Source organism: Haloarchaeobius ordinarius, assembly GCF_051801355.1.
Lineage (GTDB): Archaea > Halobacteriota > Halobacteria > Halobacteriales > Natrialbaceae > Haloarchaeobius.
The window spans coordinates 2381659-2393079 of sequence record NZ_CP196560.1 but is presented as its reverse complement, the minus strand read 5'-3'; the positions used below and the strand labels follow the sequence as shown (position 1 = coordinate 2393079).

Here is an 11421-nt window from a genome sequence, read left to right as displayed (position 1 = left end):
GCTGGGCCGGGTGGCGAGCGGAGCGAGCCCCCGGCACTGAGTCGCGCGAGGGATGAGACGCGCAGCCGAAGGCGAGCATCGAAATCGGCTGGGGAGGGTGTGGGGCGGTCACTGCTACCAGCGCGAGTCTCGTCGTTCTTCACACCGGGCGACCCCAGCGACTACACAGGCACCACCACCCGGTACGCACTGCCCGAATCACACCACGAAGGCAGCCACCAGCCACCCGAGCCCGACCCCGCCAAGCGACAGCACCAGGTTCCCACCAGCGTTCAGCACCGCCGCCCGCTTCTCGCCCGAGGACCACCTGTCAACGGTCTCGAAGCCGAAGCTCGAGAACGTCGTAAAGGCACCGCAGGCCCCGGTCCCGACGAACAGCGCCACGTCCCCACCCGCGCCAGAGAACGTCACGAACCCCAGCACGAAACTCCCCAGCACGTTCACCGTCAGGGTCGCTCTGGGAACCGGGTCGCCCTCGCGCTTCAGGTGGGCATACACCCAGTGGCGGAGCACCGCCCCGAGCGCCCCGCCCAGTCCCACGAGGTACGCCGGCGAGATGCCCACCATCAGGCGTCCACCTCCGCAGCAAAGGAAAGCGCGAGCCAGCGGCCGAGAAGCACGCCGGTGAAGCCCAGCGCGTAGTTCGCGCCGACGTTGGCGAGCGCCAGCACCGGGGCACTCGTCGCGGTCTGGACCGCGAAAGTGCTGTACGTGGTAAAGGACGACAGGAAGCCGGTCCCCAGCGCGACCCGGAGTTGCCGGGAGAACACGCCGACGTGGACCTCCTCGTAGAGGACGAACCCGAGCAAGACACAGCCACAGACGTTGGCGGCGAGGGTCCCCACGAGTCCTGTGGGCAGGCCAGACAACCCCTGGTCCACGACGAACCGGGCGTTCGCCCCGGCGAAGCCACCCAGCGCGACGAGAAAGAGCGTCTCGACGGTCGCGAGCGGGTGGTCGTCGGTCATCGCCACGGAGTCCCGGGCGTGAGCACTAAAAGCCGCCGAGTTCAGTCGGGAGACGCGTCTTCGACGGTGCCACCCCCTGTCGCGGAGACTCGCGCCGCGGCCGCTGGGACCATCGAGAGCGACTGGGCGAGAACGACTGGGGGACCTTGCGTCGAGCGCACCTGAAGACGGGTCGGTGTCCCGCCGCCACACTCGGAGACCAGGATGCCGTCTCTCGACGGCAGAGCGAGTGCGAGAAGGAACCCGGAATCGGTCGGTTCTAGAAGACGTACTCGTCTTCGTGACCCATCATACCGTCGTCCTCGAACCCGCCGGGTTCGTCGTCTTCGATGGGGCCACTGGTCTTGTACGCCTTCAGGCCGGTCGACAGCAGGTCCTCGATCGCTTCTTCACGGTTCACGAACTCGCCACGCTCGACCATCTGGGTGATCTGCATCTCGAGGTGTTCCGGGATGTTGATCTCGACTTTCGGCATGCTGATTTGGGCTTCGGTGATGTGGTATTTAAGCCTGACGGGGAGGTGCACAGTCGTCAAGATGGAGCCGTATCCGCCCGACTGCGGCCGGTCGACCGGTTCCGTCACGCCTACAATCCCGGAGACCACATGAACGACCATGACAACGCAGGACGTGACCGACCTCTACGAGGAGTTCGGGGCGGACCGGCTCCCGCCGGGCCAGCGCGAGACCTCCAAGTTCCCCGTACTCTCGAAGAGCGGGACGCCACCGTTCGACCCCGAGACGTGGGAGTTCACCGTGACCGGCGCGGTCGACGAGGAGCTCTCGTTCACCTGGGCCGAGTTCCAGGACCTCCCGAGCGTCACCCAGAAACAGGACTTCCACTGCGTCACGGGCTGGTCGAAGTTCGACTGCGAGTTCACGGGCGTCACGTTCCCGACGCTGGCCGACCTGGCGGGTGTGCAAGACGACGCCTGTCACGTCATGTTCTCCGGGCTGGACGACTACACGACCGACCTGCCCCTCGACCAGTGCATGCGCGAGGAGGTCCTGTTCGCGTGGGACTTCGACGGCGAGCCGCTGCCGCGCGACCACGGCGGCCCGCTCCGGGTCGTCACGCCGCACCGCTACGCGTACAAGGGTGCGAAGTGGGTCGACGGCGTCGAGTTCCTCACAGCGCCCGAACGTGGGTACTGGGAACTCCGGGGGTACTCTGACAGCGCGAACCCCTGGAACGAAGAGCGCTACAGTTAGATTCGCTTGCTGTTTCGGATGGACACCTTTTAGCAGACGTGTTCCTGAGTCTACTCCAATGGAACGAGCGCGTAGCGAGGGCACGGTGGCGGCACCGGCGGTGGGAACCGACGGCGTGCTCGTCAGCCGGAGTCGTCCCATCCCCGACGTCTCCTATCGGGCGTTCCTCGCGTCACGCAAACCGCCGCGGCTCCACTGGGCCAACTTCGAGGGCCTCGAACTGGCCGGGGCGGGCGCGGCCGTGCGACTGATGGCGGACGGCCCGGACCGGTTCGCGGCCGTCCGCGCGAGCGCCGAGACACTCTTCGACGACGCCGACTGCACGAACACTGACGCACCACGCCCCCGGCTCGTCGGGGGGTTCGCCTTCAGCGACGACCACGAGCCGACAGACACCTGGGCCGGCTTCGAGGCCGCGGAGTTCGTCCTTCCCGAGGTGCAACTCACCCGCACCGAGGACGGGACCTGGCTGACGGTCAACCGGTACGGAGCGCACGTCGACGTGACGGCCGTCGAGGCACAACTCGACCGGGCCGCCGACGCCATCACCGACCTCCCGGCCATGCGACCGCGTGGCGGGAGTCCGGGCGTCCGGTCGACGCGCCGAACCACCCCGAAGGAGGTCTGGATCGAGCAGGTCGCGGACGCCGTCGAACGCATCCGGTTGGGCGACCTCCAGAAGGTCGTCCTCGGCTGTGCGCTGGAGGTCGACCTCGTCGGCGACGTCGACCTCCCGGACGTCCTGGAACGCCTCCGACGGACGTATCCGAACTGCTACCGGTTCCTCGTCCAGCCGACGGACGACGCCGGGTTCCTCGGCGCGCCGCCGGAACGACTGGTGAAGAAGTCCGGCCACCGTGTGCTGACCGAGGCACTGGCCGGGTCAGTGGGCCGGGGTGGCACACCGGAAGCCGACGAGACACTCGCACAGTCGCTCGTGGATTCCGAGAAGATACAGCACGAACAGCGCCTCGTCGTGGACACCATCTGCGAACAACTCGCCCCGCTCGGTGACGTGACCGAGGGCGAACAGACCGTCCGGAAGCTGAACAACATCCAGCACCTCCAGACCCCGATTACGGCCGACCTCGACACCGAGGGCCACGTTCTGGACATCGTCGAAGCACTGCACCCGACGCCAGCAGTGGGCGGGCTCCCGCCCGAGACCGCGGCCGAGACCATCCGCGAGGTCGAGACGTTCGACCGCGGCTGGTACGCCGCCCCAATCGGCTGGTTCGACGCCGACGGCGACGGGGAGTTCCTCGTCGGCATTCGCTCGGGTCTCGCCGGTGGGAAGAAAGCGACCCTGTTCGCGGGCAACGGTATCGTCGCCGACTCGGACCCACAGGAGGAGTGGGACGAGATACAGCTGAAATATCGCCCGCTGCTGGACGAACTGGAATGACGCGCGACGATTCAGGGGCCGATTCCCGCCCCGACGGCGAGTACCCGAACCGCAACGCCCTCTGGGCCGAGACGCTCGTCGACGAACTCGCAGCGGGCGGCCTCTCCGCGGTCTGCATCGCCCCTGGAAGCCGGTCGACGCCCCTGACGGTCGCCTTCGCCAGACACGACGACGTGCAGGTGTTCTCGCACCTCGACGAGCGCTCGGCGGCCTTCTTCGCACTCGGTCGCGGACGTCGGACCGCCGAACCCACGGCACTGGTCTGCACCTCCGGGACTGCCGCAGCGAACTTCCATCCCGCGGTCATCGAAGCCAGCCAGGCCAGGGTTCCCCTGCTCGTCCTCACGGCCGACCGACCGCCGGAACTTCGCGACTCGGGGGCGAACCAGACCATCGACCAGGAGAAGCTCTTTGGCGATGCTGTCCGGTGGTACCGCGACCTGCCGGAGCCGGAGCCAACGCCACGGAAGCTCCGCCGTTTGCGGACTGACGCGGCGCGAGCCCTCGCCGAAACCGAGGGCACGCCGATGGGCCCAGTCCACCTCAACTGCCCGTTTCGGAAGCCGCTGGAACCCGTCGAGGTGCCGGGAGACGTGCCCGAGGGCTGGGACGAGGGCGACGCGCGGGCGTCGGACGGCCGCGAGTCCGGCCCCTACGTCGACCGGGTGCAGGGTCGCCCCACCCTCACGGACGCCGACCTCGCGGAACTCGCGAGTGCGGTCGAGGCGGCCGACACCGGCCTCGTCCTCGCCGGTCCGGCCGACCCTGCGCGGGCCGACACGACTTCCGACGCCATCGCCAGCCTCGCGCGCGAGACCAACTTTCCAGTTCTGGCGGACCCGCTCTCCGGCCTGCGGTTCGGCCCACACGTCGGCGACACGCCCGTCATCGGCGGCTACGACGGCTACCTCGCCGCGCTCGACCTCGACCCCGACCTCGTGCTCCGGTTCGGCGCGTCGATGACCTCCAAGCCGGTCCGGAAGGTCCTCGCCGATTCCGGGGCCAGACAGGTCCTGGTGGACCCTGCAGGGGAGTGGCGAGACGCCGAGTTCGTCTGTTCGGACCTCGTCGTGGCGGACCCGGCCGAGACGGCCCGGGCGCTGGCTGACGCGGTCGAATCGCCCGGTGAAACCGGATTCCGCGACCGTCTCCTCGACGTGGAATCGCGGTACTGGTCGCTCCTCGCGGACGAGATGGACCGCGATGCGCTGGAGGGGGCGGTCCTCGACACCGTGTTCGCGGCCGCGCCGGACCCAGGTACCATATTCGTCTCGAACTCGATGCCTGTCCGGGACGCCGACCGCTTCGGCCGTCCCCGCGAGGCCGACCTGACGGTCCTCGCGAACCGCGGCGCGAGTGGCATCGACGGCATCCTCTCGACTGGCCTCGGTGCGGGCTCGGGGACCGACGACGAACTGGTCGTCGTCACGGGCGACCTCGCGTACTACCACGACATGAACGGCCTGCTGGCGCTCTCGCGCTGTGACGTCGACGCCACCATCGTCTGTCTGAACAACGACGGCGGCGGTATCTTCCACCTGCTCCCCATCGAGGACTTCGACCCGCCGTTTACGGCGCAGTTCAAGACGCCTCACGGCCTCGACTTCGAAGCGACCGGGGACCTGTACGACCTCGACTTCCGACGAGTCGCCCCCGGCGAGTTCGAGTCGGCGTACCGGGACGCCCTGGGGAGCGAGGGCACGACCGTCGTCGAGGTCGACTTCGACTCCGAGACGAATCACCGGGAGCGCGAGCGGGTGCGGGACGCGGTCGTCGAGCGGTTGGCGTGAACTGCTGTCAACTATCCTGCCAGACGAACTATTAGGCTCGATTCGAATGTCGGTTCCATGCAACGACGAGAAGCACTCGCGGCCGTGGCGAGTGCGCTGACTGGCGCTGGTTGTCTGCGGTTACAGGAGGCGAACGCGACTGGAACACGGACGCTTCGACCGACACGGACGCGGACAGAAACCGGGACGAGGACGGCGACAGAGACGGACACCGAAACCGCGACCGCCACGGAGACAGCGACGGAGACGGAGACCGAAACCCGAACTGACACGCCAGTGCAGGGACCGCCGGTCACTGGTCTCAGCCGGTCGTTCGCGTACGACGCGGCGAACACCGGATTTTACTCGGTGTCCGGACCGACCGAGAAACCCGAGGAGGTGTGGACGAAGTCGTTCTCGAGTGCGATCCGGACCGTCCCGGCCCTCGTCGATGGGACGTTGTACGTCGCGGCCGACGGCCTCGCCGCACTCGACGCGCGGACAGGACAGGAATCGTGGTCGAGAACGAGCGCTGGCTCCGTCTCGCCGAGCGTCGAAGACGGGTTGGTCTTCGGAGCCGACTACGGGGACGTCCAGGCGTTCGAGGCGGACTCGGACGACCGGGTGTGGTCGGCCTCGACGCGACGACCCCACGGGGTGACCGTCGCCGGTGGAACGGTGGTCGTCGGAAGCGACGACGGCGTCCTCGCGGTCGACGCCGAGACCGGGTCTGTCCAGTGGGAGGCCCTCGCGGGCGTGCCCTTCGACACGGCACCGGCCATCGCGAACGGGACGGTCTACGCCGCTGACCGCCCGCGGGAGCGTCCGAGCAGGCTGTACGCGCTGGACCTCGCGACCGGGAACCGGCAGTGGACGTTCCAGGTCGGCGAGCAGGACGGGAGCGGGTCGTACTACTACGTCATCGGTGAACCCGCATACAGAGACGGCACCGTCTACCTCGCCTGCGAGAACCGGGTCGCCTACGCCGTCGACGCCGAGACCGGTGAGGAACTCTGGCAGACGACGACGAACGGCGGCATGAACCCCGCTCCGGCGGTCACCGACGACGCGGTGTACGTCGGTAACGACGGCGGCACCGTCCTCGCACTCGACCGTGCTACCGGCGAGGTCCAGTGGAAGGGTCGCGCCGGCACCGGCTCCGTCGTTTCGAACGTCGTCGCCACCAAGAAGAGCGTGTTCGCGGTCGACGACTCCGGACTGCTGGTCGCCTACGACCGCAGCGACGGGAGTGTCAGGTACAAACTCGGACTCACCCGCTCGCGGACACGCTGTGGCCCACTCGTCCTCGACGACTGGATCTTCGTCGGGGACGGCGACGGGACGCTGCACGCCTTCACGACGGAGAACTGAGCACCTTCGCGAACAGCATCGCGTAGCCGAAGGGAATCCAGACTGCGCCGAGGACGAACAGGCTGTGCAGCGTCAGCAGCGAGACGCCGATTCCCGACAGTCCGAGCGGGACGACGACGCTGAGTGCGCCGAACCCGAAGACGGAGACGCGGGGGATGGTGAGCAGGTACAGGAGGAGCAACAGCAGACACACGCCGACAGTGAGGTTGACGGGCAGGCCGACACCGGGGGCGATGGTCGTGTACGCCATGAACGGATACATGAAGAAGGTCGCGACGACGACGACCAGCGTGTTCTGGGAGAGCGAGACGGGGTCTGCATCCGCGTCGAGTTCGTCCTCGTCCCAGTCGTGGACGGAGAAGCCCTCCCACTCTTCGTCTTCGTCGTCTTCTGCGACGTGTTCGCGTCTGGTACTGGTGCCGGTGTTCGTGCTCCCCCGGGTGTCGTCGCCGACGAACCACTCGGCTGCGCTCCCCGTCGCACCGCCGTCCGCACTCGCGTGCTGGTCGTCGCCGCCGAAGGAGTAGCTGCGGTTGGTCTGGTTTCCGGACCGGGTCGCACGTCGGTCCGACCCGGGGTACTCCTGCCGGCGGTTCCGGCTCTGGTAGCTGCCAGAATCGTCGGTGGTGGCGGCGTCGTCCCGTCCGTCGTCGGCACGACCGCGACCGGACTGGCCGAGTCCGCCGGGCCCGCCGAAACCGGAGACGTAGGCGTCGTGGCCGAGTCGGTCGTACCGGGCGCGTTCGTCGGGGTCACCCACGACCTCCTCGGCTTCGGCGACACGCTGGAACTCCTCTGCGGCGTCCTCGGCGTCGTTGAGGTCGGGATGCGTCTCCTTGACGCGTTCGCGGTAGGCATCGCGGATGGCCTCCTGGTCCGCGTCGTGGGGAACGCCGAGTACGTCGTAGAACGTCTCCGTCATACGGTTGTCTGTCGTACCCTGACATTTGCGAGTGCCTGATAAAAACCCTACTGCCGGCGGGAGACCGCACGACGGGCGGGGGACAGCAGACTGAAGGCACTCGCCGCGGTATCGAACGGTCGTGCTCGCCGTCTCGACACTCCTCGCGTTCGTCCCGGCCGCCCTCGCGGTCGTGCTCGCACCCGGTCCGGACACCATGGTCGTGCTGGCGCGCGGCCTCGACGGCGGGCGACGCGCCGGCATCGCTGCCGCCTGTGGCACCGCGACTGGCGTCCTGTTGCACACCCTCGCGGCCGTCGCCGGGCTCTCGGTGTTGCTCCGGACCTCCGCGCTCGCGTATCGGCTGGTCACCTACGTCGGCGCGGCCTACCTCGTCTACCTCGGTGTGCAGACCCTGCGCGACGACGAGGAGTTCGACGTGTCCGCGGCGGCAGTTTCGGGTGACGCGTCGGCGACCAGGGCGTACCGGCAGGCGCTCGCGGTCAACGTCTCGAACCCGAAGGTGGCCGTGTTCGTCCTCGCGTTCCTCCCACAGTTCGTCCCCGCTGGGACCGCCGCCCCTGGCGAGATGCTTCTGCTCGGGGTCGTCTACGCCGCGCTGGGCCTGGCCTACCTCGCGCTGCTGGCCGTGTTCGCCAGCCAGGCGCGGCGCGTGGTCGCCCGGTCGGAGCGCCTGCCCCGGGTCCTGCGTGCGGTGAGTGGCAGCGTCCTCGTCGGGTTCGCAGCCCTGCTGGTCATCGACGGGAGTCACGGCTGAGACTCTCCAGCGGCGTCGAGTCCGCGTACGCCCGGACGGGAACCTATTTTTGCGCGCCCTCCCGAGTCTCGGAACATGGTTTCCGAACTCTTCGACGCCGAGGCCTGGACCGAAATCGACCTCGACTTCCGCGACATCACCTACCACCGCGCCGTCGACTCGGGGACGGTCCGCATCGCCTTCGACCGCCCCGCGGTCCGTAACGCCTTCCGACCGGGCACTGTCGACGAGTTGTACCAGGCGCTCGACCACGCCAAGCGCCAGACCGACGTGGGCTGTGTGCTTCTCACCGGCAACGGCCCCTCGCCGAAGGACGGGGGCTGGGCGTTCTGCTCGGGCGGCGACCAGCGCGTGCGGGGTGGCGCTGGCTACGAGTACCAGGGTGACGACGCCGAGAAGGAGTCCGCCTCGAAGTCGGGTCGCCTGCACATCCTCGAAGTTCAGCGCCTCATCCGCCACATCCCAAAGCCCGTCATCTGTGTGGTCCCCGGCTGGGCCGTCGGCGGTGGCCACTCGCTGCACGTCGTCTGTGACATGACCATCGCCTCCGAGGAGCACGCGAAGTTCCTCCAGACCGACCCCGACGTGGCCAGCTTCGACGCCGGCTTCGGCTCCGCCTACCTCGCCAAGCAGGTCGGGCAGAAGAAAGCGCGTGAAATCTTCTTCCTCGGGAAGACCTACTCCGCCGCGGAGGCCGCCGACATGGGTATGGTGAACGAGGCGGTCCCACACGAGGAACTGGAAGAGACGGCCCTGGAGTGGGCCGAGACCATCAACAACAAGAGCCCGACCGCGATTCGGATGCTCAAGTACGCCTTCAACATGACCGACGACGGCATGATCGGACAGCAGGTGTTCGCGGGCGAGGCGACCCGTCTCGGCTACATGACTGACGAGGCCCAGGAGGGCCGCGACGCGTTCGTCGAGAAGCGCGACCCGGAGTTCGACGACTACGAGTGGCACTACTGAGTGGGTGACTCGGCAGTTCGAGCACGGGTCGCTGGAAGCCGAGCTATCGTCGTCTGGTGTAGTTTTGTGTAAAAATGGAACCGCAAGCTGTCGCTCGAGGCGACAGTGAGAGTCCGAGATTACAGTCGGGTGACGTTCGATGCGCGCGGGCCCTTGGGGGAGGACTCGATGTCGAACTCGACTTCCTGACCCTCTTCGAGGTCGGGACCGCCGACGTCCTCCATGTGGAAGAACACGTCCTCGTCGTCGTCGACGCTGTCGTCGTCAGTCGAGATGAAACCGTAGCCGCCTGTGTCGTTGAAAAAGTCGACCTTTCCTTTTGCCATTGTAAGCACACACAGTGGCGAGATGCGGATAACACTTCCGAGGGTCGAGGTACCACGACCCGTTGCCCCGGGGAACAAGTATTTGTGAGACGGTCACATTGCACAGCCTGCATCGCTATGAAACCGTGCCACAGCTGTCAGGCGGTCATCGACGAGTACATCCTGGACAAACAACTCGAACCCCTGCGTGACCTCACAGTCGACGATTTCAACCTCTGTGCGGACTGCGTGACCATCGTCGCGGATGCGTGCGTGGAGTGTGGCGGCGCGGTGTACGTCCCCCGAAACCAGACCGAGACCCCCGACTACTGCCCGGCTTGCCGTTCCGACCTCATCGAACGCACCGGTGAGGACCCCGGCTGGACTCGTACCAGCATCTCCCGCTGAGCGGGACCCTCGACCACGGTTCGGGTCATCCTCTCTCGCGACAGCACCAGCCCTCGCCAGGGCATCGAATAAAATGTTTTCGGAAGGGTGTGTTCGCGATACACGGCCCCCAAATCCGCATTGTCACCCCCCGAGCAGGGTACCCTGTATGTCGACAGCGACAGAGACCACGCACTCGACCGGTGTATCGGACGGAAACTGGAAGGCGGGAGTCCTCGGAGGCCTCGTCGGGAGCGCCGTCATGGGGGCACTCGTCCTCGCGATGAATCCCAAGACGCTCGCGGTCGCCATCCCTTCACTGTACACTCTGGCACCCCCGGAGAACCCGGCACTCGGCCTCGTCGTCCACCTCTCGCACGGGGCGGTCCTCGGCGTGGCGTTCGCCGCCCTCGTCGGGGTACTCGACGCCGACTCCGTCGCCCAGCGCCTCGGACTCGGCCTCGGCTGGGGTGTCGTGACCTGGGTGGCCCTCGCCGCACTGCTCATGCCCGTCTGGCTCGACGCCGTCGGGTCGCCCGCGAACCCGCCGTTCCCCAACTTCGCCATCCCCTCGCTCCTCTGGCACGCGGTCTTCGGCCTCGTGCTCGGCGGCGTCTACGCCGCGGTCGACGACCCCAGCTGACGACACGACCCGGGGGCGACCCAGCCTACAATCGTTCTTTCACCTTGACGTGTTCTTTTGCCGATGTCGGTCCATCGTCTAGTCGCAATGAAGATGCGACTCGCCGCCCTGTGTTGTTGTCTGCTCGTGCTCTCCGCCGGCTGCGTCGGCCAACTGGGGAGCACGGGTGGTCCGGGCGACACCGCCGAACCGCCGACGACCACCGACCCCGGAACCACGGGGCCAGGCGGCGAACCGCGCCTGTACGACACCCTCGCCGAACCGACCACCTGTGAGCAGGTGTGGGTGAGCTACTGGGGAACCGGGAACACGGCCCAGCTCTGGAAACAGGGCAACGTCCACGTCGGCTGGACGGTCCCTGCGAACACGAGCATGCTCTTCGTCGCCTTCGAAGAGGGTGTCGTCCTCGGGACCGACCACGTCCAGTTCGACGGAGCGGTCACCGCCGACGGGGCCGCCGTCCCGGTCGGTGACCTCGCCGGTGAGCACGCGGTCGCCGTCGTCGCCGTCGTCGACACGGACGGGGACGGCGAGTACGACCCCGACGTAGACCGACCGTGCCAGAACGAGGACGGCGACCTCGTCTGGACCGACTGGCACACGTTCGACTTCCCGGTCGGTCAGCCGGCCGACGACGACGGGACGAAGACTGGTGCCTGACTCCCTCGACCGGCCCGCCGAACCACAGCGGCTTTTTCACCGTCGCCCCAAGTC

At 67.6% G+C, this 11421-nt stretch carries 14 protein-coding genes; 9 read left to right on the top strand and 5 right to left on the bottom strand.

Annotation, left to right across the window (positions count from 1 at the left end):
- Positions 1 to 198: 198 nt before the first annotated feature.
- From crcB to ACSC1R_RS12500, 3 genes are all read right to left on the bottom strand, one after another.
- Positions 199 to 567 carry a fluoride efflux transporter CrcB gene (gene crcB, locus ACSC1R_RS12510; RefSeq protein WP_439026069.1) on the bottom strand — a complete coding sequence of 123 codons (369 nt, stop codon included), beginning with the start codon at positions 565 to 567 and terminating at the stop codon, positions 199 to 201.
- Positions 567 to 968 carry a CrcB family protein gene (locus ACSC1R_RS12505; RefSeq protein WP_439026068.1) on the bottom strand — a complete coding sequence of 134 codons (402 nt, stop codon included), beginning with the start codon at positions 966 to 968 and terminating at the stop codon, positions 567 to 569. Before ACSC1R_RS12505 ends, crcB begins: the two co-directional genes overlap by 1 nt.
- A gap of 259 nt (positions 969 to 1227) precedes the next feature.
- On the bottom strand, positions 1228 to 1443 hold the full coding sequence (locus ACSC1R_RS12500) for a ribbon-helix-helix domain-containing protein (RefSeq protein ID WP_261650974.1): 216 nt from the start codon (positions 1441 to 1443) through the stop codon (positions 1228 to 1230).
- Between the two features lie 139 nt (positions 1444 to 1582).
- On the opposite strand from ACSC1R_RS12500, the gene ACSC1R_RS12495 reads away from it, so the two are divergent.
- From ACSC1R_RS12495 to ACSC1R_RS12480, 4 genes are read left to right on the top strand one after another with little or no spacing between them, the layout of a single operon-like run.
- Positions 1583 to 2179 (top strand): sulfite oxidase-like oxidoreductase, encoded by a 597-nt coding sequence (locus tag ACSC1R_RS12495; protein ID WP_439026067.1) that lies wholly within the window; start codon positions 1583 to 1585, stop codon positions 2177 to 2179.
- A gap of 58 nt (positions 2180 to 2237) precedes the next feature.
- On the top strand, positions 2238 to 3584 hold the full coding sequence (locus tag ACSC1R_RS12490) for an isochorismate synthase (protein ID WP_439026066.1): 1347 nt from the start codon (positions 2238 to 2240) through the stop codon (positions 3582 to 3584).
- Entirely contained in the window at positions 3581 to 5374 is a 1794-nt protein-coding gene (menD, locus tag ACSC1R_RS12485) for a 2-succinyl-5-enolpyruvyl-6-hydroxy-3-cyclohexene-1-carboxylic-acid synthase (RefSeq protein ID WP_439026065.1), read from the top strand. The genes ACSC1R_RS12490 and menD overlap by 4 nt, the downstream gene beginning before the upstream one ends.
- Positions 5375 to 5431: 57 nt before the next feature.
- Positions 5432 to 6724, top strand: a complete 1293-nt coding sequence (locus tag ACSC1R_RS12480) for an outer membrane protein assembly factor BamB family protein (RefSeq protein WP_439026064.1) — start codon at positions 5432 to 5434, stop codon at positions 6722 to 6724.
- Here ACSC1R_RS12480 and ACSC1R_RS12475 read toward each other — a convergent pair.
- Positions 6708 to 7646, bottom strand: coding sequence for a J domain-containing protein (locus tag ACSC1R_RS12475; protein ID WP_439026063.1), 939 nt, complete (start codon positions 7644 to 7646; stop codon positions 6708 to 6710). The genes ACSC1R_RS12480 and ACSC1R_RS12475 overlap by 17 nt on opposite strands.
- A gap of 121 nt (positions 7647 to 7767) precedes the next feature.
- Between ACSC1R_RS12475 and ACSC1R_RS12470 the strand changes: the two genes are divergently transcribed.
- Both ACSC1R_RS12470 and ACSC1R_RS12465 read left to right on the top strand, forming a co-directional pair.
- Positions 7768 to 8403, top strand: a complete 636-nt coding sequence (locus ACSC1R_RS12470; protein ID WP_439026062.1) for a LysE family translocator — start codon at positions 7768 to 7770, stop codon at positions 8401 to 8403.
- A 75-nt stretch (positions 8404 to 8478) separates the two neighbouring features.
- Positions 8479 to 9372, top strand: a complete 894-nt coding sequence (locus ACSC1R_RS12465) for a 1,4-dihydroxy-2-naphthoyl-CoA synthase (protein ID WP_439026061.1) — start codon at positions 8479 to 8481, stop codon at positions 9370 to 9372.
- Between the two features lie 119 nt (positions 9373 to 9491).
- Here the strand turns inward: ACSC1R_RS12465 and ACSC1R_RS12460 are convergent, their stop codons facing one another.
- A complete protein-coding gene (locus ACSC1R_RS12460; RefSeq protein ID WP_435318039.1) occupies positions 9492 to 9698 on the bottom strand; it encodes a cold-shock protein in 207 nt (68 codons plus the stop codon).
- Between the two features lie 117 nt (positions 9699 to 9815).
- On the opposite strand from ACSC1R_RS12460, the gene ACSC1R_RS12455 reads away from it, so the two are divergent.
- The 3 genes from ACSC1R_RS12455 to ACSC1R_RS12445 all read left to right on the top strand — a co-directional run bounded on the left by ACSC1R_RS12455 (position 9816) and on the right by ACSC1R_RS12445 (position 11367).
- Positions 9816 to 10085: a DUF7571 family protein gene (locus ACSC1R_RS12455; protein ID WP_439026060.1), complete on the top strand. Its 270-nt coding sequence runs from the start codon at positions 9816 to 9818 to the stop codon at positions 10083 to 10085.
- A gap of 148 nt (positions 10086 to 10233) precedes the next feature.
- Positions 10234 to 10707 (top strand): DUF6789 family protein, encoded by a 474-nt coding sequence (locus ACSC1R_RS12450; RefSeq protein WP_439026059.1) that lies wholly within the window; start codon positions 10234 to 10236, stop codon positions 10705 to 10707.
- 87 nt (positions 10708 to 10794) lie between these two features.
- Positions 10795 to 11367 carry a hypothetical protein gene (locus ACSC1R_RS12445; RefSeq protein WP_439026058.1) on the top strand — a complete coding sequence of 191 codons (573 nt, stop codon included), beginning with the start codon at positions 10795 to 10797 and terminating at the stop codon, positions 11365 to 11367.
- The last annotated feature ends 54 nt before the right edge of the window (positions 11368 to 11421 follow it).

Excerpts from the sequence above, each read along its gene's own strand:
- crcB (WP_439026069.1), bottom strand. The coding sequence starts at position 567 with ATGGTGGGCATCTCGCCGGCGTACCTCGTGGGACTGGGCGGGGCGCTC.
- ACSC1R_RS12505 (WP_439026068.1), bottom strand. The coding sequence starts at position 968 with ATGACCGACGACCACCCGCTCGCGACCGTCGAGACGCTCTTTCTCGTC.
- ACSC1R_RS12500 (WP_261650974.1), bottom strand. The coding sequence starts at position 1,443 with ATGCCGAAAGTCGAGATCAACATCCCGGAACACCTCGAGATGCAGATC.
- ACSC1R_RS12495 (WP_439026067.1), top strand. The coding sequence starts at position 1,583 with ATGACAACGCAGGACGTGACCGACCTCTACGAGGAGTTCGGGGCGGAC.
- ACSC1R_RS12490 (WP_439026066.1), top strand. The coding sequence starts at position 2,238 with ATGGAACGAGCGCGTAGCGAGGGCACGGTGGCGGCACCGGCGGTGGGA.
- menD (WP_439026065.1), top strand. The coding sequence starts at position 3,581 with ATGACGCGCGACGATTCAGGGGCCGATTCCCGCCCCGACGGCGAGTAC.
- ACSC1R_RS12480 (WP_439026064.1), top strand. The coding sequence starts at position 5,432 with ATGCAACGACGAGAAGCACTCGCGGCCGTGGCGAGTGCGCTGACTGGC.
- ACSC1R_RS12475 (WP_439026063.1), bottom strand. The coding sequence starts at position 7,646 with ATGACGGAGACGTTCTACGACGTACTCGGCGTTCCCCACGACGCGGAC.
- ACSC1R_RS12465 (WP_439026061.1), top strand. The coding sequence starts at position 8,479 with ATGGTTTCCGAACTCTTCGACGCCGAGGCCTGGACCGAAATCGACCTC.
- ACSC1R_RS12460 (WP_435318039.1), bottom strand. The coding sequence starts at position 9,698 with ATGGCAAAAGGAAAGGTCGACTTTTTCAACGACACAGGCGGCTACGGT.
- ACSC1R_RS12455 (WP_439026060.1), top strand. The coding sequence starts at position 9,816 with ATGAAACCGTGCCACAGCTGTCAGGCGGTCATCGACGAGTACATCCTG.
- ACSC1R_RS12450 (WP_439026059.1), top strand. The coding sequence starts at position 10,234 with ATGTCGACAGCGACAGAGACCACGCACTCGACCGGTGTATCGGACGGA.
- ACSC1R_RS12445 (WP_439026058.1), top strand. The coding sequence starts at position 10,795 with ATGAAGATGCGACTCGCCGCCCTGTGTTGTTGTCTGCTCGTGCTCTCC.